Source organism: Flectobacillus roseus (assembly GCF_030056595.1).
In the GTDB taxonomy this organism is placed as follows: Bacteria; Bacteroidota; Bacteroidia; order Cytophagales; family Spirosomataceae; genus Flectobacillus; species Flectobacillus roseus.
On record NZ_JASHIF010000021.1, the window covers coordinates 103117 to 123014 of the forward strand.

At 37.7% G+C, this 19898-nt stretch carries 17 protein-coding genes; 4 read left to right on the plus strand and 13 right to left on the minus strand.

Annotated features, from left to right (window positions below):
* The first annotated feature begins 283 nt into the window (after nucleotides 1-283).
* From QM524_RS20715 to QM524_RS20725, 3 genes are all read left to right on the plus strand, one after another.
* Nucleotides 284-2482: an alpha-galactosidase gene (locus QM524_RS20715; protein ID WP_283346022.1), complete on the plus strand. Its 2199-nt coding sequence runs from the start codon at nucleotides 284-286 to the stop codon at nucleotides 2480-2482.
* Between the two features lie 328 nt (nucleotides 2483-2810).
* Nucleotides 2811-3731: an alpha/beta hydrolase family esterase gene (locus QM524_RS20720; RefSeq protein ID WP_283346023.1), complete on the plus strand. Its 921-nt coding sequence runs from the start codon at nucleotides 2811-2813 to the stop codon at nucleotides 3729-3731.
* A 293-nt stretch (nucleotides 3732-4024) separates the two neighbouring features.
* Entirely contained in the window at nucleotides 4025-5467 is a 1443-nt protein-coding gene (locus tag QM524_RS20725; RefSeq protein WP_283346024.1) for a sigma-54 interaction domain-containing protein, read from the plus strand.
* Between the two features lie 73 nt (nucleotides 5468-5540).
* Here QM524_RS20725 and QM524_RS20730 read toward each other — a convergent pair whose 3' ends face one another.
* From QM524_RS20730 to QM524_RS20775, 10 genes are all read right to left on the minus strand, one after another.
* A complete protein-coding gene (locus QM524_RS20730) occupies nucleotides 5541-6911 on the minus strand; it encodes a sigma-54-dependent transcriptional regulator (protein ID WP_283346025.1) in 1371 nt (456 codons plus the stop codon).
* Nucleotides 6904-9171 (minus strand): histidine kinase dimerization/phosphoacceptor domain -containing protein, encoded by a 2268-nt coding sequence (locus QM524_RS20735; RefSeq protein WP_283346026.1) that lies wholly within the window; start codon nucleotides 9169-9171, stop codon nucleotides 6904-6906. Before QM524_RS20735 ends, QM524_RS20730 begins: the two co-directional genes overlap by 8 nt.
* A gap of 81 nt (nucleotides 9172-9252) precedes the next feature.
* Nucleotides 9253-9726, minus strand: coding sequence for a Dps family protein (locus tag QM524_RS20740; protein WP_283346027.1), 474 nt, complete (start codon nucleotides 9724-9726; stop codon nucleotides 9253-9255).
* A gap of 141 nt (nucleotides 9727-9867) precedes the next feature.
* The gene (locus QM524_RS20745) at nucleotides 9868-10311 is read right to left on the minus strand and encodes a DMT family transporter (protein ID WP_283346028.1); all 444 of its coding nucleotides are present in this window, start codon (nucleotides 10309-10311) and stop codon (nucleotides 9868-9870) included.
* Nucleotides 10304-10762 carry a DoxX family protein gene (locus QM524_RS20750; RefSeq protein WP_283346029.1) on the minus strand — a complete coding sequence of 153 codons (459 nt, stop codon included), beginning with the start codon at nucleotides 10760-10762 and terminating at the stop codon, nucleotides 10304-10306. The genes QM524_RS20745 and QM524_RS20750 overlap by 8 nt, the downstream gene beginning before the upstream one ends.
* Before the next feature lie 100 nt (nucleotides 10763-10862).
* Nucleotides 10863-11798: a ring-cleaving dioxygenase gene (locus QM524_RS20755; protein WP_283346030.1), complete on the minus strand. Its 936-nt coding sequence runs from the start codon at nucleotides 11796-11798 to the stop codon at nucleotides 10863-10865.
* A 21-nt stretch (nucleotides 11799-11819) separates the two neighbouring features.
* Nucleotides 11820-13196: an alginate export family protein gene (locus QM524_RS20760; RefSeq protein ID WP_283346031.1), complete on the minus strand. Its 1377-nt coding sequence runs from the start codon at nucleotides 13194-13196 to the stop codon at nucleotides 11820-11822.
* A gap of 150 nt (nucleotides 13197-13346) precedes the next feature.
* Complete coding sequence (locus QM524_RS20765; protein WP_283346032.1) at nucleotides 13347-15125, minus strand: amidohydrolase; 1779 nt, start codon at nucleotides 15123-15125, stop codon at nucleotides 13347-13349.
* Between the two features lie 198 nt (nucleotides 15126-15323).
* Nucleotides 15324-16013 (minus strand): hydrolase, encoded by a 690-nt coding sequence (locus QM524_RS20770; protein WP_166580138.1) that lies wholly within the window; start codon nucleotides 16011-16013, stop codon nucleotides 15324-15326.
* 412 nt (nucleotides 16014-16425) lie between these two features.
* Nucleotides 16426-17247 (minus strand): alpha/beta fold hydrolase, encoded by an 822-nt coding sequence (locus QM524_RS20775; protein WP_283346033.1) that lies wholly within the window; start codon nucleotides 17245-17247, stop codon nucleotides 16426-16428.
* Nucleotides 17248-17774: 527 nt separating this feature from the next.
* On the opposite strand from QM524_RS20775, the gene QM524_RS20780 reads away from it, so the two are divergent.
* Nucleotides 17775-18137 carry a sugar 3,4-ketoisomerase gene (locus QM524_RS20780; protein WP_283346034.1) on the plus strand — a complete coding sequence of 121 codons (363 nt, stop codon included), beginning with the start codon at nucleotides 17775-17777 and terminating at the stop codon, nucleotides 18135-18137.
* Between the two features lie 118 nt (nucleotides 18138-18255).
* On the opposite strand, the gene QM524_RS20785 is transcribed toward QM524_RS20780, so the two are convergent.
* From QM524_RS20785 to QM524_RS20795, 3 genes are all read right to left on the minus strand, one after another.
* Nucleotides 18256-18735, minus strand: coding sequence for a cyclophilin-like fold protein (locus tag QM524_RS20785; protein WP_283346035.1), 480 nt, complete (start codon nucleotides 18733-18735; stop codon nucleotides 18256-18258).
* Between the two features lie 8 nt (nucleotides 18736-18743).
* Nucleotides 18744-19157, minus strand: coding sequence for a (R)-mandelonitrile lyase (locus QM524_RS20790; protein WP_283346036.1), 414 nt, complete (start codon nucleotides 19155-19157; stop codon nucleotides 18744-18746).
* 119 nt (nucleotides 19158-19276) lie between these two features.
* Entirely contained in the window at nucleotides 19277-19846 is a 570-nt protein-coding gene (locus QM524_RS20795) for a DapH/DapD/GlmU-related protein (RefSeq protein ID WP_283346037.1), read from the minus strand.
* Between the last annotated feature and the right edge of the window lie 52 nt (nucleotides 19847-19898).

The following is a 19898-nucleotide window of genomic DNA, read 5'->3' on the forward strand; positions in this document are numbered from 1 at the left end:
TATACAAAAATATTTTTTATTTAGTAAAATCAAAAGTCTACTAAAGAGAATTTTAAAAATTACCTATGTGAAGGTAGAGGGGAAAATTGAATGTAAACATTGTGTTTTCGGTAAAACATTTCTTACATAAAAGTAGAGGTTTTTTTGCCTAATGCTCATGTTTTATAGCCTGTAGCAGATGAATACAATTTTATTATCTATCTGAAGGATTTACAGAAAATGATATAGATTTCAGAAAATCCTCTTAGTTTTCGAGGATTATTTTAAAAGCTCCCTAAACATCATGAAACGCAAACCTTTACTATGGATTCTTTTCCTGTGGATGGCCCCGCAGTTGTACGCACAACAGGCAACAATCCTACAAATTGAAACTAAATCTAACGCCCTAATTTTCAAGTCAGACGAGAATAAACGTCTCCGTACCATCTATTTCGGTAAAAAACTCCAACACAAAGAAGAAGCCCAATGGATTCCTACTCCAAGCAAATCTACCGATGAGAATTCGGGTATATGCAATGCCGTTTATACGCCGAGTGGCTCGTGGAGTATGTTTGAGCCCGCCATCAGTATCACTCACGCCGACGGTAATATTTCTACCGAATTACTATTTCAAAGTGCTCAGGAGCAAAAGGAAAGTGATAATGTTTCGCTAACTACTATTTTGCTCAAAGACCCTGTGTATCAGACAGAAGTAAAACTTTTTTATAAAACTTACATACAAGAAGATGTGATTGAGCAATGGACAGAGATTAAAAATCTTGAAAAAGGACCAATCACTTTACATAAATATGCTTCGGCAAACTTATACCTCAATGCCGAAAAGTTTTATCTGACCAATTATTACGGCAACTGGGCACAAGAAATGCGTCCTAAAGAAGTGGAGCTTACAGGTGGTATAAAAGTACTAGATTCAAAATTGGGTACTCGAACCAATTTGTTCGAACCTCCCACTTTCACAATTGCACTAAATAAAGCCTCATCAGAAGATGAAGGAGATGTTTTGCTAGGAAACTTGGGATGGTCAGGCAATTTCAAGTTAGAGTTCGAAATAGATCCTTTACATAATTTACGCCTAATTGCGGGTATCAATCCCCATGCTTCGGCGTATCCTTTGGCAAGTAATGCTAGTTTTAAAACTCCCTCTTTTATCTATACGTTGTCGCAACAGGGAAAAGGACTTGCCAGTAGAAATCTGCACAATTGGGCCAGAAAGTATCGTATCTTGGACGGTACAGGCGATCGTTTGACTTTGCTAAATAACTGGGAAGCCACCTATTTTGATTTTGACCAAAACAAACTGACGAGTCTTTTTAAGGATGGTAAAAAATTGGGCGTCGATATGTTTTTGTTGGATGATGGATGGTTTGCCAATAAATATCCTCGAAACGGAGATAATGCTGGTTTGGGCGATTGGGAGGAAAATAGAAAAAAGCTACCTGATGGATTGGGTTATCTGATTAAAGAAGCCCAAAATACAGGTATTAAATTTGGTATATGGCTTGAGCCAGAAATGGTAAATCCCAAAAGTGAACTTTATGAAAAACATCCTGATTGGGTCGTAAAGCAAGCGCAAAGACCCGAACATTATTTCCGAAATCAATTGGTATTGGATTTGGCAAATCCTAAGGTGCAAGATTATGTGTTTGGTGTTGTAGATAATTTATTTACTAAAAATCCAGCACTGGCATTTATTAAATGGGATTGCAATGCGGTGATTTTCAACGCTAACTCTACCTTTTTACAATCGCAAGGTCAATCACAAAGTCGTTTTTATGTCGATTATATTCGTGGACTTTATAGTGTTTTAGAAAGAATTCGTGCAAAATATCCTAAAGTACCAATGATGCTTTGCTCGGGCGGTGGCGGTCGTGTAGACTATGAGGCTTTGAAATACTTTACAGAATTTTGGCCAAGTGACAACACTGAGCCAATTGAACGTATTTTTATCCAATGGAATTACTCGTATTATTTCCCAGCCATTGCGACTTGTAATCATGTAACAGATTGGGGAAAACAGCCTTTAAAGTTTAGAATAGATGTAGCGATGATGGGAAAAATGGGCTTTGATATTGTGGTGGAACATCTCAACCCTGAGGAATTGCAGTTTGCACAAAAGGCTATTCAAAATTATAACCGACTTAAAACCACTATTCTACATGGTGACCAGTATCGCTTGGTCGACCCATATACCCATGATTTTGCTTCATTGATGTATGTTTCGACTGATAAAAACAAAGCCGTGATGTTTAACTATTTAGTCAGTAACCGTTATGAATCTTCGGCTAGTCCAAGGCCTGTGGTACTAAAAGGCCTCGATCCTAACAAGAAATATAAAATTCAGGAAATCAATTTGTTTGCCAACAAGAAGTCGAGCCTAAACAACAGTGCCGAATACAGTGGCAGCTATTTAATGACAGTTGGTTATAATCCTGAAGTGAGCAGCGGTAGGAGTAGTGTGATTTTGGAAATAGAAACTCTATAAAAGATAAAGTGACAAGTTAGTGCAGAATAAGATTTAATTTATGTGTTTAGGCAACAAGTACATGGCTGTGGGTGTTAAAATGTTTTAACACCCACAGCCATGCTTTTTTCCAAAACCCACCGCCGAAAGCCGTTACCTGAATACCCAAAGCACAATCTTAAATTTTATTTTGCCCACTAACTACAGGTACGAAGAGATACGCTATCTCTTCGTACCTATGTGTTTTGGCTAGTTTAGATTCCTTTTACAGGAAAATATAATCCAACATTAATCTTTCTGAATCGAAACAAATCAAAGGGATAATCTTTAACCTTCAATTTGTGTATTTATGAAAAAAGTAACTTTACTGTTGTTGATTTCCCTAATTTTTGGGAGTTGTAAAAAAAATGATACCACTTTGCCAACGGTATCTTCCTTGCGAGTAGAGGGAACGATGACAGTCGATGCACTGTCACGAACGTATTTGTTGAACCTACCTCCCAATTATAACCAAAGCTCAGACATTCCCTTGGTCATTGCTTTGCATGGTGGCGCTGGTAGTGCCACACAAATGGAAGCCAATTATTATTTGACCGATAAAGCCAATCAATCTCAGTTTGCTATAGTGTATCCTGAAGGAGTACGCAGTGACGGTATTTTGGGAGCAAGAACATGGAACGCAGGAACATGCTGTGACTATGCTGTTGAAAAACAGATAGATGATGTCAAATTTATCAGTAATTTGATTGATGATTTACTCAAAAAATATCCCCGACTTTCTACTAAAAAAATATATGCCACAGGTATGTCCAACGGAGCTATGATGTGTTACAGACTTGCTTGTGAACTTTCTAGTAAAATTGCCGCTATTGCCCCCGTAGCAGGAGCCATGGTAACGACTAGCCCCTGTGTGGCGTCGAGGCCTGTTCCAATCCTACATATTCATTCTAAACTCGATACCAAAGTACCTTATGCTGGCGGTCGAAGCACCTTAGGTTTTGTAATACCACCCGTCGAGACGGGTATCAATACATGGTTGAATATAGATGCTTGTAACTCGAATATTAAGACTGTCAACAGTTTTACAAAATATACCCTTACCCAATGGCTCAATTGTAAAAATAGCGCCATTCAAATTTATTTAACCGAAGATGGTGGACACTCATGGCCTGGCGGTGACAAAGTACGTGCAGGTGCAGACGCTATTTCTGATGCTATCGTCGCTAATGATGTGATTTGGAGCTTTTTTCAACAGTATAAATTACCGTAAACGAAGAAAATCGGATAAGGTACCCAAGCATAAGACAATGAGTGAGGGCGCTTCTCATATTTTCTCTTGATTAATTATTGAATATTCCTTGTCAATCTCTATAAATCTTGTAGATTTGTGTATTATAAAGAAAGGATAACTAACACACAATTTCATAACCACTCTCCTTTAATCATAGAAACGCCTGATATAAAGTCATTTACTCGTTTATTCAAACGATGATGGCTATTGTATTTATTAGATTTATCTCTTGACTTAAATTGTCTTATGGCATTATTCATCCTATGAACTTTATGATATCACATTCAAAGGCTACCAGCTACAGCCAGACTTTATCTCAAATGATTTTGGATAAGATGGTAGCATTTGCTCAATATGTTCTTGAAATAGAGTTTTTTAGTGCTTGCGTATATAGAGGAGAGGAACTCGAATGTTACTTGAGTAATTTACCCAATACCATCGTTGAAAATATACCAGTCTCAATAACAAGACAATCTTTCGCTCAATATACTTTTGATAAAGTAATTATGCTCAAAAGGCATCTTTCATTTGGGATACCTTGGCAAGAATATTCGAGCATTAAACAAACATGGATTGTGCAAAGAGCTTTGGATCATGATTACAAAGTAGTACTAGGATTTCACTCTTCAAAAAACCGAGAATTAGCTACTGAACTGAATACGCAAATCTTACATTTTTCTGATGCCATAGCCTATCAAGTAGGATATTATGGCTTAAAAAATCAATTGAATGTACCTTCTCAAGTTCCCCCTTTGCACGAATTACAAAATAATCTTGGAATTATCGGTATTAGCGAGGGTATTCATGAAGTGAGAGATTTGATTTTGCGAGTTGCTCCAACAGACTCGACCGTTATTATTTTGGGAGAAACTGGTACGGGAAAGGAATTGGTGGCCAAAGCTATTCATGAGCAATCGCATAGAAAAGAAGGCGTTTTTGTGAAAATCAATTGCGCCGCTATTCCATTTCATTTGCTTGAAAGTGAGTTGTTTGGACATGAAAAAGGCGCATTTACAGGAGCTGTAGAGCGAAAAATTGGGAAGTTCGAGTTGGCAAATGGTGGTACTTTATTTCTGGATGAAATTGGCGATATGCCTCACGAGCTGCAAGCGAAGTTACTCAGAGTATTGCAAGAAAAATCCTTTGAACGTGTAGGAGGAAATAAAACTGTCAAAACCAATGTGCGAATTATTACTGCGACACATTGTAACTTAGAAAAGTTGATAGAAGCTGGTGCTTTCCGACAAGATTTGTATTATAGACTGCAAGTATTTCCGATACAGATTCCTGCCTTGAGGGAAAGAAAAGAAGATATTCCTGTACTAGTTGAACATTTTGTAAACCACTTTTCCAAAACGCTCAACAAGCAATTGCTTGGGGTGAGTCAACAAGTATTGGATAGTTTGATGCAACATACTTGGCAAGGAAATGTCCGAGAATTACAGCATGTTATAGAAAGAGCCTGTATATTATCGAAAGGAAAATATCTTAATAAGATTGCTATTTCTCAGAATAACAGCACAATACAAGAAAATAACAATCATTTTGAAGTAAAACCACTACAAGAAATTGAACGTAATTATATTATTCGAGTTCTTCAGCATTGTCAAGGAAAAGTTTTTGGAGAAAACGGTGCAGCCCAACTTTTGGGTTTACCCCCAACAACCCTGCTGTCAAAAATGAAAAAACTACAAATACAAAAACAGATAAGCTAGTTCGAGGCTAAGTCTCGAACTAGTAATTTCATTTCTTCATTATTTCATTTCCTTCATTTATTTACTTTACAAACTACTTATAAACCAACTTAATCCCGTGTTTCTTTATTTTGGAATACAGTGTTTGTGCAGATATTCCTAAAAGTTCTGCCGCACCGCCTGCGCCAGATACTCTGCCGTTACTTGCTTTTAAGGTATTGATAATGTGCTCTTTTTCCATTTCATCCATGGTCAGAATAGCACTTGGCAGTTCAGACCCTATCTGATGCACAGTCTTTGATTCGGGCATTTGGACTGTGTTTATTTCAGCATTATTTGCCAAAAGCACTGCTCTTTCGATACAGTGTTCTAATTCTCGAATGTTACCATGCCAAGCGTAATTTTTGAGCTTTTCTAATACCGAATTATTGATGCTAGTAATCTTTTTACCCAACAATAATCCATATTTTTCAAGGAAATAATAGACTAAATCTTCAATATCCTCTTTTCGTTCACGGAGTGGGAGTAGTTCTAAAGGAAAAACATTGAGACGATAATACAAGTCGAGTCGGAAACGACCTTCCGACACTTCTTTTTCTAAATTACGATTTGTCGCAGCAATAACTCGAATATCGACTTTCAAGGTAGTATCGCTTCCTATTCGCTCAAATTCTTTTTCTTGTAACACTCGTAACAGCTTTACTTGTGCTTCAAGAGGCATTTCTCCGATTTCATCCAAGAAAATAGTTCCTCCATGCGCTTGTTCGAATTTGCCTATACGTCGTTGATGGGCACCTGTAAAGGCTCCTTTTTCATGTCCAAATAGCTCAGATTCAATGAGATTGATAGGTAAGGCTGCACAGTTGACCGTAATAAAAGGTTGATTGTTACGATTCGACAAAGCATAAATGGCCTTGGCGACTTTTTCTTTACCCGTTCCAGTTTCACCCAAAATTAACACGGAAGTAGGAGTAGGGGCCACAACTTGAATTTTATAGGTTAACTCCTTCATGAAAGAACTTTTACCAATTAGCCCTGTGACTTCAGAAGTGAGTTCTACTTGTGTTTCGGTCTTAATAAAACCTCGTTCAATACCATATCTATGGCGCGCAATATCGAGCATGACAAATAAATCTTTGTCACGAAAAGGTTTTACCAAAAAACCATAAGGCTGTGTTTTTTTGGCAGATTCAAGGCATGAATGATTGGTATTGGCTGAAATAAATAGAAAAGGTATATTTTTTTTATGCAGTATTTGTGCTAAATCTATGCCTGTCAATTCACCTTTGAGAATAACATCAATCAGCACCCAATCGGGTTTCTTTTCCTCAATATATTGTAAGGCTCTTTCTACAGAAGACGCAATTCCTGTTACTAAATAGCCCCCTTTGGTAAGCATCAGCTTGAGGTCATAAGCTACTATAAATTCATCTTCTACGATTAATATTTTATCTTTTTTAGACATTCACTAACTCTTTATGTAAGGGAAAAACAATCTGTACCTTTACGCCATTATCGCTTATAATTTCTACATTTCCATCTATTTGTTCTGCCAATCCATAAATAAGATTGACGCCTAATGACTCGGAGGTATGTTGTAAAAAATCATCTGGAAGCCCAATGCCATTGTCACGTACTCCCAAATGTACAAAGTTCTGGTCGTCGAGTTGGAGACAAATACGAATTACGCCATTACTTTGATGAGGAAAGGCATATTTGATAGCATTATTAATCACTTCATTAAGAATTAAGCCTACTGGCACGGCCTGAGAAACATCAAGTATTACATCTTCTAGAACGTAGTCGATGGTAATATTTTGCTTAAAATTCGAGTATTCTTTTACATACGAAATCAGCTCTGCAATATACCATCGCATATCAATGGTTGACAGTCCGTCCGTTTGATATAGTTTTTGATGTATCAATGAAATGGCTTGCATTCGTTGCTGACTTTTCTGAATAGCCACTATGGCATCCTGATTGTTGAGATGCGCCGACTGTGCATTGAGTAGGCTAATTACGACCTGCAAATTATTTTTTACTCTATGATGAATTTCTCTTAGAAGCCATTCTTTTTCATTTAAGAGCTTTTTGAGTAAATCATTTTGTTTGTTAATCTCGGCTTGTTTTTTCTCAAGTTGTAAATTAACTTTTTGTTTGAGTCGATATCGACTCACAGAAATTACGAGTAAAAGCAATAAAATGACAGCACCTACGATAATATTGACTTTTAAAACTCTTTCATTTTGGATAATGCTATTCTGAATTTCTGTCTTTTGTTGTAAAATTTGGATATTCTTATCTTTTTGTTCGGTTTCAAACTTTACTTGGAGATTGATAAGTTGCTTGGCTTTTTCGATATTCAATAAAGAATCAGATGCTACTTTATATAGTTTTAGGTGCTTTACAGCATCTTGAAGCCTTCCTAATGCAGAATCAGCTTTATAAATATTCTGATAGGCTAAGGAAAGATAAAAGTAGTTCTTTTCTTGAATAGCTACTTTTTCGTAATCTAAAAGTAGTGGGTAGGCTTTTTTATATTGATGTGTTTCGACTAAATACCGTGTGATACTATTGAGGCAAAATTTGTAATATGGCTGCTCAGGTTTTAGAGTTAAAAGCCTTTCCCATACATTTTGATAATACCGCTGAGCCTTATCAAACTCACGAAGTCCAATATAAATATTGAAATAGAGATACGGTATTCGCCCTTTCATTTCTGGACTTAAATCTTGGCCATATTTTTTTTCGAGAAAGGTTAAATCTTTTAGTGCACCTCCATAGTCATTGACGCGGGCTTTGGCAGTAATAATATTACCCGAAATCATTTGAATATAGCTTTTCTCCTGATATTTTTTGGCGATAACTAATGCCTTTTCCCAGTAGCCTACCGCAGTTCTTTCTTGTGTCAAATAATAATAGACCATAGCGGTAGTGTTGTAAATGCTACTCATTTGTAAAGATGAGTCTTTGAGCGACTCAGCGATTTTTACAGCGGAGATACTATTTTCAAGTGCATTATCGTACTTACCCATTTGTATATAAACATTGGCCATAAGTTTATAAACGCCTTGGTTATCAGGTATTTTAGCCTTTCGAAAAGCAATGAGTGCTGCATGTAGTTCTTTCAAAGCTTGTTCTTTCTGATTATCAATAATCAGTAAGTCTCCAAGCATTTGTCTTGCAGGAGCTTCTTTTTCGTAGGCATTAGCTTGTGCAAAATACAAGATGGCTTTTTGATAAAACTGTATTTTTTGCTTGATATGTTGTTCATCTTGCTCTATCAAATGCCCTTCTTTTTCAAAATAATCGCCTTTTTCTTCGGGTAAATTATAAAGTTTGGCAAAACCTAAAGCTCTCCGAAACATACCTTGCCCTATTTCTCGGAAACCTTTTTCTATTAAAATACTACCCCTCAAATAGAGACTTTTGACATATTCTTGGTGTAAATTATTTACTACGCTTACTCGTGTGGCTTCTTCGGCCAAGGTTGATGCACTATCTAAATCAGATTTTAGTTCTCCATCTCTCAACAAAAAATGCTCACTCAATAACAATTGGGTCTTTGCCAGATTTGCGGGCGTAACTTTTCCCTTCAACACGCGTTTGAGCGAATCGGCTTGGGGCAATGTGAGTACTTTGGCATTTGCCTCAAAGTAGCTCAGTAATCCTGTGGCAATCAGCAACAAGCTTATTTTGGAGAGAAAGGGAAAAGTTTTTATCATGACTCAGAATAACAAATGGCGATTGAGAGGTAATAGAAGTACGACAAAGGTCTTGCTTCTATTACTAAAATTACACAAATTTTACTTTAGATGCGCTCTTAGCATCCAAGCCATTTTTTCGTGCTTTTCCATTAAGCCTGTAATAAAATCGCTTGTGCCGAGGTCGTGCAAGTCAGTAGCAAAACGATTAATATTTTCACGTAAATGAAATATAATCGTCAGGTGGTCTTGTAGTAATTCTTTGATAAGTCCAAGACTAGTATTTTCTTCACGAGTTTCTTCTGTCAAATGCGTAAGTTGTGTATAGCGTTTGAGTGTAGCAGGAGCAAAGTGACCAATCGCACGAATACGTTCGGCAACATCGTCGATAATGTCGTCTAATTCTTCATATTGTTTTTCGAAGAAAAGGTGCATATTATAAAAATCTGCTCCTTCTACATTCCAATGAGCATTGCGTGTTTTGGTGTACAAAACAAACTCATCTGCTAATAACTTTGATAGCTCTAAAGCTATCTCCAAACGGTCATTTTCTTTGATACCAATGTGTGTTTCCATGATTTATAAAATGTTTTGAGATAATCTGGGAATGATGAGTTGTGAATTGTGAGTTATGAATTAGGGTTTGTCCTTGCCTAAAAGTTAGACAGGAATTCTAATGTTATAATTTTGCCGAATGCCTATAGCTTACAGCCATATTTAAAACTTTCGAATAATTACTACACCAGAAATAATGAGTAAAATCCCTAGGATACGATATAGATTGATAGGATGTGGGTGTGGTACTAGTAGATTGAAATGGTCTAGTAACAAGGAAATCAATAATTGTCCCGCAACGGCCAACCCAAAAGTTAGTGCTGGTCCGAGTCTAGGAAATGCCAACACCATGACGGTTACATAGAAGGCACCAAGCAAACCAGCCACCCACAAATGAGCAGGAGCGGATTTTACTGACCCTAAAATAAGTGCTTCTCTGTTGACAGCCACATAAGCAAGCATACCAATAGCTCCAACAATGAACGAAATCAGGGTAGCCCATGAAGGACTATCAAGTACTTTGCCCATACGGGTATTGAGTCCTGCCTGAATCGGTAACATAGCTCCAGCCATAATCACCAATAATATCCAAATACCTTTATTCATCGTAATGAGATTTAGAAAATAAGAAATAGTCTAAACTATAATTTCCTGCTCCTGCGAAGGTTAGAAAAATGAAGGATAGGCTATACATAAAGGGCGTGTCTTTGACCAATAAGGAATCTCCTGCATGTACCACTAAATATCCCATTAGCGTTACACACCAAATAGGGATAGTAGAAAAACGGGTGAATAACCCCAAAATCACAAATATCGGACAAACCAAATTAGCTGTCAGAATAGCGCCATCATTCAACCATGAGGGTAAGCCAAAAGGATTAGGGATTTGTTCAACTACGCCTGTTGTGATACCCAATTTTTTGAGACCATGAACCAAAAATAGCTCCGTCCCCAACGCCACTCTGTAAATCAACAATAGAATATCCCATGATTTTTGTTGTAGATTACCCACTAAAAATAGGTTAGACAACCACTGATTAAAAGGTTCTGATTTCATACATATTTATTAGGTTGAAGAAAGTTATTGAAAACGTAAAGCCTTACACAACTACTTGCGAATACTTTTAAAATCACAAATCACTAAATCACACATTCACTCAATGTATCGGTGTAAGGGTATTTTCTATTTCAGTTCTAAAGCGTTCGAATTGGATAGGCAACTTCAGTGATTGTCCCAATTCTGCGAGAGGTTCATCGACATCAAAGCCAGGACTATCCGTTGCCACTTCAAATAAAACCCCGCCAGGTTCACGGAAATAAATAGAATGAAAATAAGTTCGATCCATAATAGGTGAAACATGCAAATCTGCATCTAACACCTTTGCTCTTTGCAGTTCAATAAACTCATCGGTTGGTGTTCTGAATGCCACATGATGGACGATTCCAGCGGCAATCATGGCTTCTGGTTCATCAGGTAACTCAAGAATGTCGATATATGCAGCATTGGCTTCGAACCGATGTGAAAGTCTCGTAAATGCACCTTGCTTGCTTGAAACTGTATATCCTAGCAGTTCTTTTAGTACCTCAACACTTGGTTCAGTTTCGTTAAGCGTGAGGGTTATACCATAAAAACCTTGTGTTGCATATTGAGCAGAGATATCGCTGGTCGCCCAAGGCTGGGATGTTTTACCTTTTTCTGTTTCTATCAGTGCCAAGGATAAACCATCAGGATCTGCGAAGGATAGGATGTTTTCATCAAAACCATCATTTTGCTCTACAAAACGAATGTTATTTTGTGCCAAACGTTTTTTCCAGAAATCTATACTTCCAACAGGAATCGCAAAAGTAATCTGAGAAACTGTTCCTGCGCCTGGCACGCCTTTTACCTCATCGCCCCAAGCAAAAAATGTCAGAATTGTTCCGGGCGAACCCTCTGTATCGCCAAAGTAAAAGTGGTATGCATCAGGAGCATCGAAATTGACCGTTTTTTTGACTAATCTCAATCCCAATAATTTAGTATAAAAATCGTAAGTTCTTTGGGCATCGCCAGCAATTGCTGTGATATGATGTAGCCCGTATGTGAGGTTTTCCATGAGCTTAAATAATGTTTTTTGCTAAAACTTTACTTGCGTAGTAAGCGCTGTCATAAAAATGTCTTTTCCTGCGCTTTCTGCTTGAATAAAAGGGCCTGAAGCAAACCAAGTAGCTTCGAGTCGGAGGTAAACAAAAGGATTGAGTTGATAATTAAAATCCATCGCCAACTGAGTACCTATGAACTTTTCTTCAGTATTTTTTCCTGCATAAATCACCGACATATTCGGCGCATAAATACCGTCATGCTTACTCAATCGCCAAAAAATATCGTAATCCATACCCCAATTAAGTCTATCCGTCAATTCTAAATCGATAGAAGGATGAATGTCAAATAAATTGGAAGGCCCGATTAGTGCTGCCAGACCAAAATAGGCTCCTTTGGGATACAAGGGGTTGAAAGTCTCTACTCGATTATCGTTAGGGTTTTCATCACCCGATATAGCTTCAGTTTTTAAGCCAAACTTTGGTTTTAAACGCCATTCATCTTTTTGAAAAGTAGTATTGGATGAAACCGTCCAAGCGCGAATTGTTTTATCTTGAAAAGTCCCAAACTGATAAACTCCTTCAAAATCATATTGCCAAGCGCCAGAGGTTTTCCAAATTCGAGTACCGACCGAGTGACGAAGTTCTTCGCCTTTTCCTGCTACGAGTGTGGCGGTTTTTTTCCAAATACCCAAGTAATAAAAATCAATATTGTTCAATACAGGAGCATGATTAATGACCGAATAAAGCCCCCAAAATTTAGCATTTTCATTAAAATGGTCGTCAAAAATTCCTGCTTTGTTGGCGACGGGATGCGAGTAAAAAGCATCGGATTTAAAGTTTTTTTGTTGGTAAATAAGCTTCAAAGCATCAAATGCCATTCTGTTGTTAGGCGCTTCACGTACTGCCACTAATCGCTGTGAACCATAAGATAATTCTTGGCGCCCGATGCGAGTGGTCAGTGTGGTTTGTGATGAAGTGTTCCATTTCGCCTCAACAAATGCCTGATGTAAATCCAGAGGATTTTCTTCGACTATACTTGGCTGTAAACGGCTGTTGGCCATACTGCTTTGCAATTGTACAAAAGCCCTCAAATGCTTGTTTAAATGCCAATCTGCATGACCTAAAAAACGGGTGAGTAAAAATCCATCTTTGTCGGGAATGGCATCGCCCCAGTCTTCATTTTTTAAGTAAAAGTATTGATAGCGTACCTCTCCACCCAAAGATAAATAGGGCAGTTTTTGATGCTTTGCTAAGGGGATAAACTTAATTTTATCGTAACTGCCTGCACTGCTATCACGTTTCATCTTGGACCAATCTTCGTCATAACGAAGTGGTTTGAAAAGCGAAGCTTTTTGAGCATAAGCACTGATACTTCCTAAGAAAATACCCAATGCTAAAATCGCGGTTTTCATACGGTATAACGAAGATTAAGTAAAACAAAATTGGGCATTAGGCTGTAGGCTGTAAGCCGTAGGCTAAAGTAGTTTCTCTTGTCAACCTATTTTAGGCAAGCACAGCCAGCCTAATGCCTATAGCTTAAAGCCTAAAGCATATTCTCACTATTACTTGGTTTGGTAGCCTCCGTAATATTTGACTGGACTCCAGCTCGGAATTACCTCTAAAGGTTGCGGTGCAATGGCTTTAAAATCTCCTTTGCCATAAACTACTTTCCCATCGAGAATCGTCAATTCTGAAGTAATTTCCTTGATTTTTTCTTCTTCTATATTGAAGTAATCATCGCTCAATACCACTAAGTCTGCCAAATAACCTGAAGCAATTTTCCCTTTTTGCTTTTCTTTAATCAAATCATATCCTCCTGCTGTATACAATTGGAGTGCAGTTTGTCGATCAAGCGTATTTTCTTTAGCCATTACCTGATTGCCTCCCAATGATTTTCCTGAAACTACCCAGTATAATGACATCCATGGGTTGTAGGATGCTACACGCGTTCCGTCAGTACCCAGACCAACAGGGATACCCAATTCAAGCATTCTTTTAACGGGAGGACTATTCAAGGCCGCCTTTTTCCCATATCTACGAATAAAACTTTCTCCTTGATATGCCATACGGTGCTGAATAGCAATGCCACCACCTAAGGCTTTGATGCGTTGCATATTTTCTTCAGTGACAGTTTCGGCATGATCAAAAAACCAAGTCAGTCCGTTGAGTGGCGTTTCTTTGTTTACTTCTTCGATTACCGCCAAATCTCTTGAGATACTTTCGTTATAAGTAGCATGCAGTCTGAATGGCCAGCGATTTTTTACTAATAATTGTAAAACAGGCTTTAGTGAGCTTTCCATGGTAGCTGGTAACTCTGGACGAGGAAAAAGGAAATTTTCAAAATCAGCCGCATCAGCCACTAAATTTTCGCCACCACCTTCAACATGATAATCTACCTCGTTATGTCCATTTGGATGCGAAGCGTCTAAATCAACCATACCAACCCATTTGTTATAGTCGTTTAGTTCAGTTCCTTTTTTCTGAGCAAACAAATAATAAGGCAATCGAACGGTTATTTTTCCTGCTCGGTCGAGCGAATCTGTAATTTTATAATCATCAGGGAAGTTCTGGAAACCACCTCCTGCATCCATTACCGCAGTTACACCCAATCGGTTGAGCTCGGTCATGTATTGTAAGGTCGAATTTATTTTTTCGTTGAGACTAAGCTCTGGTAATTTTGCTAGTGTAGAATACAGAATATAGGCATTGGGTTCAGCGGCTAATAATCCTGTTGGGTTTCCGTGTTCATCTTTTTCGATTAAACCGCCCATTGGATTAGGTGTATCTCCATTGATATGAAGTTTTTCGAGACCAGCCTTGTTGAGCCACGCTTTTCCATAGAGATATAAAATAAAAGTAGGAGTACTGCCAGTGGCCTGATTGATTTCTTCAAGCGTTGGCAAACGTCTTTCTTCAAATTGGTATTCGTTCCAGCCACCAACTACACGAACCCACTGACCTTCTGGCGTGCGTTGTGCTTGTTCTTTGAGCATTTCTAATGCTCTTTTTAGGGATTTAACGCCATCCCAACGTAATTCGGTATTAAAAAATCTTCCCCCACGTATTACGTGTAAATGACTATCAAAAAGCCCAGGAATAACGGTTTTTCCTTTAATATCTACCACTTGTGTTTTGGGAGATTTGTAGGATAAAATTTCTTTATTACTTCCTACTGCCAAGACTTTGTTTCCTGCAATGGCAATAGCTTCGGCATTACTCTTTTGAGCGTCAAGGGTATGTACTTTGGCATTAATCAAAACCATATCAGCTTTGATTTTTTGCCCAAAACCTTGAGAAATGACAAAGGTTAAGAGAATAGTGAGTGCGGTTAACTTCTTCATGGCAATAAGGAAGGTTGGGGTAATGGGGTAATAATGCTGAATGATAAGTTATGAATTGTGAATGTAAAGTGTTAAATAGCAATGCTTTACATTCACAATTATTTTAATTTTGCTCGCTTTAAACATTAGACTTTCGGCAAAAATATTCCCTATGAATGCAAAGAATCATTTGGCTTAATGCCTACCGCTTATAGCCTATTAATGTTTCAACATTTCGTGAGCATATTGGATACCGATACCGTAAGCACCACCGTATTTTTTCACCAAGTTGGTTACAGGTACATAAGTCTCGCTTCTTGCCCAGTCTCTCTGTAATTCAAGTAAGTATTGGATAGATGTCATTGGGTGCGCACCTGCTTGTACCATACGTGCGACAGCTTGGTCATGAGCCTCTTTTGAAACGTCACCACTAGCATCCGTTATAACATATACGTCATATCCTTCGCTGATGGCAGACAATGCTGGACCTACAATACAAACGCTAGTCCACAAACCTGCAAGGACAATTTTCTTTTTGCCTTTATCAACAATCGCTTTGTGAGCATTTACATCTTCCCAAGTATTCATGGTAGTACGGTCGATGTATTTAGTAGTTGCTTGAGGATAAAATTCAGATACTTCAGGAAAAACAGGACCACTAAATGATTTTTCGGCTACCGTTGTTACAACCGTTGGTACATTAAAGATTTTAGAAGCACCTGCTACAATGGCCGTATTGTTACGTAATTCGGTCATATCGATATTTTTTGTAGCAAATCCCATTTGGCTCTCATGGTCGATAAGTACCAAAGCGTGGTTACTTGGACTCAACAACATAGGAGATGGTTTTTGTGCTAAACCAATAAATGAAACAAGAGCGAATGCGATAGATAAGATGGACTTTTTCATGGTTTTAAATGTTTATTGTATTGTGTTGTGAAAATTTTGGGCAATATTTTTCCGCCTCCCAAAATGGGGAGTTGAGCTACATTGCAGGTTTTTGAGTATGAAATTTTAGCTTTACAAAACCTTCAAAGTGTTATTGATTCTCTGTCGTTGTTTTGTTGATTCAAAATTACTACAAGCAATAAACCTGTGCATTGATGTATGTTAAGTAATGATTTGACTAGGCTTTCGGCGGTCGGATATGGGCAATCGGCAAAATGTCTCCATTGTTTTATTAGAAATATATCCGAATTTCTATCCGTGGTCAGTGTCTCACTTACCACGGATGCAAAAAATGTTTATTTCCGAAATCAGAAATCCCAAATCTGAAATTGTTGGAAATCCTCATTACACTCCTAATTGGGCACCGATTCCCTTATTTTGTCAAAAATGCCAGTAATTCTGAGTTAAACTTTTCCAATTCTTCAATAAACAATGCGTGACCACTATTTTCAAATTTCACAACATAAGAATCTGAAATACCCGCGTGCATTTGTTCGGCTAAATGAAACCCACAAATGATATCCTTGGTACCATGGAAGATAGCCGTTGGAACTTTGATTTTGCCTAAATCTTCTCGCAAATCTTCGTCACGCAAGGCAATTAAGCATTGAGTTGTAGCATAAAATGATGCCTCAAAGTTGATGCCGCCCAACCAGCCTGCCAAAGGAGCTGAAATAGCTGTTTCGGATGCGCCGAAAATCTTTCCAAAATTTTCTAATAACTGTGGACGATTGGTAACACTCAAGTCAATCAAACCATTTACTGCTTCTGCCTCAGACCAGATTGGAGCCGCAGCACCAAACAAGGCTAATTTGTTGATGTGGGCGCCTGCGTACTTAGCTGCAAAGTGAATCGAAATCGCACCACCCATCGAAAACCCTCCTAAAAGTGCGTCTTCGACATTGAGTGTCTCTAGTACAATTTTGATATCCTCAGCAAAGATATCATAGTTGTAAGGTCCAAAAGGCTTATCCGATTTTCCGAAACCACGAAGTGTAATACCAATAACACGGTAGCCTTTTGCTACTAAAAATTGATATTGATACTCATACATCGCATTGCTAAGTGGCCAACCATGAATCAGTACTACTGTTGGGCCTTCGCCTAAATCAATTACATGCAATTTTACATTTTCTTCAACTGCAATAAATTCACTTCTACCTACTGAAGTAAATTGTCTGTTAGATAAGGTCATTGTTAGATTTGGAGTTTTAGTGAAACAATAGATAGAGATAATCTCATCTTATTGATTCCTAAAAGCGTGCCTGTTTTGTAACTAATTGGTAACCAATGTTTTGTGTTAAAGTGAAGCGCTTGTGAACTACGAAATATCGTAGTTTTATGAAAGTGTAGTACTATATTTCATAATAGATGTAAAAGAATAGCATTCTAAAAATGTGTGACGATGTTTATAAGTTTGTGCCTTAGGCTTGCTGGTATCGGCTTTCGGCGGTGGGCTATTGGCAAAAACATATCTGTAATTACTAAAAATATGTTAAAACTCTTTGCCTAGTGCCTAAATACACAGCTTAAATCTCATTTTGTACGATTACTTAAATGTTTAGTAAAAATTAAGTATAAATCAATTATCTATTCCTTTATAGATATATTTCCAGTAAAAGGTAAAGTTTTTATATAATTTTCACCTTTTAAAGTTAGACAAACATATATTTCTCTTCCAATTAACCACATTATTAATAGCTTATTTAGCCTTATTATAAGATGAGCCAATTGTTGTTATTGGATAGTTACAGTTCAGACACGGGTGATTTAACCGTTTTTGAAAAAATCTTTCCCGAACACATCAAAAGAGTGTGTTTTATTCAAGGAGATGACAATATCACTTATGGAGGATATCGTCATAAATCCACTAAACTAGCGCTAGTTTGCCTTTCAGGAAACTGTCGTGTCAATTGTAAAAATACTACTGTGCAGGAAGAATTTGTGTTAGATTCAGCACAGAAATGCTTGCTTTTATGTCCAGAAGACTGGTTTTTTATTGATTCTTTTTCAAATGATGCCAAAGTTCTTGTCATTGCAAATCAGCCGTATTGTACCGAAGAGCTAGTGCATGAGCCTTGTTAAAAAGATTTCATGTCTACGACAAAGCGATATTTGATGTCTCCTTTTTCCAGACGCTCAAAAGCCTCATTGATTTGCGATACACCTATCACTTAGATGGTTACACTCATATTTGTTATTTTTATTTTATGTCAAAATGAATTGTTGGATCACCACTGCCCACAGCATTAGCCAGTTTAGTAGAATCAATGATACTACCGAGCTTGGTATAGCTGTAGGTAGTTGATAGAGGTTGGTAAAAAAGAACAAGTGTGTTGGTACCATACATCATCAAATCACCTGCCTGAATGCGTGAGGGAACTATTGGAGCAATAGGGAGGTGTTTAGGAAGGCTAGCATATTTTTCATTGGCATTAAGCTCTGTCATCTTCAAGGTCAGAGGCAATAATGCTTTAAATGCCTTTGCTGTCTCATTATTCAAAAGAGCAGCCGTAAAGGATTGATTACCAATCTTTACTACAATACTATCTTCTTTCATGCTAATTAAATCTTTAGGTGCTTCTTCTACAACGATATTCTCATTAGGGAGTGTAGCACTCTTTTCACATGCAATACCAAAAGCTAAAATGCTTCCTAATAGTGTAATTTGTTTTATCATCATATATAAGATTAATAAGTCACTTGATTTACCCGTGCATACTCCTCCGTTGTTACTGGCTGAAGCCATGTCACTTGTACACCCTCTTTAAAATTGGTAATAGCAATATGCGTCATTGCAGAAGTGTTTGACGCACCATGCCAGTGTTCAATGTTTTCAGGAATATTTACGACATCTCCTTTGGTAATTTTACGAGCAGGATTTCCTTTTTCTTGATAAAACCCTTCACCTTCAATCACAATAAGCACTTGTCCTTTGGGATGCGTATGCCAGTTGGTTCTGGCGCCAACTTTAAAGGTTACACTCCCTACCGAAAATTCATTATTATGGTCTTGTCCGACCAATAGAGTTAAAAATGTTTCCCCTGTAAACCAGTCCTGTGGTAATGGTTGCCCTAAGGGAAATAGACTATTTTCTGCTGACATTTTTGTAGATGTTTTTGTGAAAGATATTTGCAAAGGTAGGTGGAGAAACTCTCTTCTATTTTATAAAAAATACGGTTTTCATAACCAATTTTACCTAAAGACTGTCGCCTCAATGCGTATTAAACAAAGCTCCTGATTACCCTCGCTGGAACTCCAGCAACTACGGTATTGTCAGGAACGTCTTTACTCACGACTGCTCCAGCAGCAACAACCGCATTTTCGCCAACCGTTACGCCAGGTAAGATAGTTGCCGCTGCTCCAATCCAAGCATTTTTCTTGATATGTACCTTCCCTAATACCAGCGCTTTCCGTTCACTCGGATGTAGTGGATGGCTTTCGGAAATAAGACTTACTTTTGGAGCTATCATGACTTCATCTTCAATAATAATACCTCCCAAATCCAGAAAAGTGCAATCGTGGTTGATAAAAACGTTTTTCCCCAACTGGATAAACCCACCAAAATTGGTATGAAAAGGAACAAACACAGTAGTGCTTTCATCTATGTTTGTTCCTATAATTTGAGAGAGTATTTCTCTTACTTGTTGTATATCAGTAGCAGTATTTAGCTTGGCAGACAGTTGCATCGTTTGCGATACTTTTTCCATGATTCTAGGATATTCAGGGTCATGAAAAGAAATCGTCTCGCCTGCGAGCATTCTGGTAAAAATATCGTTTGAGAATGTATTCATTTTTAAAAGAGTTTGTTAATAATAGGTTGGCTGTAAGTATCAATGATGAATT

Excerpts from the sequence above, each read along its gene's own strand:
- QM524_RS20720 (WP_283346023.1), top strand. The coding sequence starts at position 2,811 with ATGAAAAAAGTAACTTTACTGTTGTTGATTTCCCTAATTTTTGGGAGT.
- QM524_RS20750 (WP_283346029.1), bottom strand. The coding sequence starts at position 10,762 with ATGAAATCAGAACCTTTTAATCAGTGGTTGTCTAACCTATTTTTAGTG.
- QM524_RS20745 (WP_283346028.1), bottom strand. The coding sequence starts at position 10,311 with ATGAATAAAGGTATTTGGATATTATTGGTGATTATGGCTGGAGCTATG.
- QM524_RS20775 (WP_283346033.1), bottom strand. The coding sequence starts at position 17,247 with ATGACCTTATCTAACAGACAATTTACTTCAGTAGGTAGAAGTGAATTT.
- QM524_RS20765 (WP_283346032.1), bottom strand. The coding sequence starts at position 15,125 with ATGAAGAAGTTAACCGCACTCACTATTCTCTTAACCTTTGTCATTTCT.
- QM524_RS20725 (WP_283346024.1), top strand. The coding sequence starts at position 4,025 with ATGATATCACATTCAAAGGCTACCAGCTACAGCCAGACTTTATCTCAA.
- QM524_RS20740 (WP_283346027.1), bottom strand. The coding sequence starts at position 9,726 with ATGGAAACACACATTGGTATCAAAGAAAATGACCGTTTGGAGATAGCT.
- QM524_RS20790 (WP_283346036.1), bottom strand. The coding sequence starts at position 19,157 with ATGTCAGCAGAAAATAGTCTATTTCCCTTAGGGCAACCATTACCACAG.
- QM524_RS20715 (WP_283346022.1), top strand. The coding sequence starts at position 284 with ATGAAACGCAAACCTTTACTATGGATTCTTTTCCTGTGGATGGCCCCG.
- QM524_RS20795 (WP_283346037.1), bottom strand. The coding sequence starts at position 19,846 with ATGAATACATTCTCAAACGATATTTTTACCAGAATGCTCGCAGGCGAG.
- QM524_RS20735 (WP_283346026.1), bottom strand. The coding sequence starts at position 9,171 with ATGATAAAAACTTTTCCCTTTCTCTCCAAAATAAGCTTGTTGCTGATT.
- QM524_RS20730 (WP_283346025.1), bottom strand. The coding sequence starts at position 6,911 with ATGTCTAAAAAAGATAAAATATTAATCGTAGAAGATGAATTTATAGTA.
- QM524_RS20780 (WP_283346034.1), top strand. The coding sequence starts at position 17,775 with ATGAGCCAATTGTTGTTATTGGATAGTTACAGTTCAGACACGGGTGAT.
- QM524_RS20770 (WP_166580138.1), bottom strand. The coding sequence starts at position 16,013 with ATGAAAAAGTCCATCTTATCTATCGCATTCGCTCTTGTTTCATTTATT.
- QM524_RS20760 (WP_283346031.1), bottom strand. The coding sequence starts at position 13,196 with ATGAAAACCGCGATTTTAGCATTGGGTATTTTCTTAGGAAGTATCAGT.
- QM524_RS20755 (WP_283346030.1), bottom strand. The coding sequence starts at position 11,798 with ATGGAAAACCTCACATACGGGCTACATCATATCACAGCAATTGCTGGC.
- QM524_RS20785 (WP_283346035.1), bottom strand. The coding sequence starts at position 18,735 with ATGATGATAAAACAAATTACACTATTAGGAAGCATTTTAGCTTTTGGT.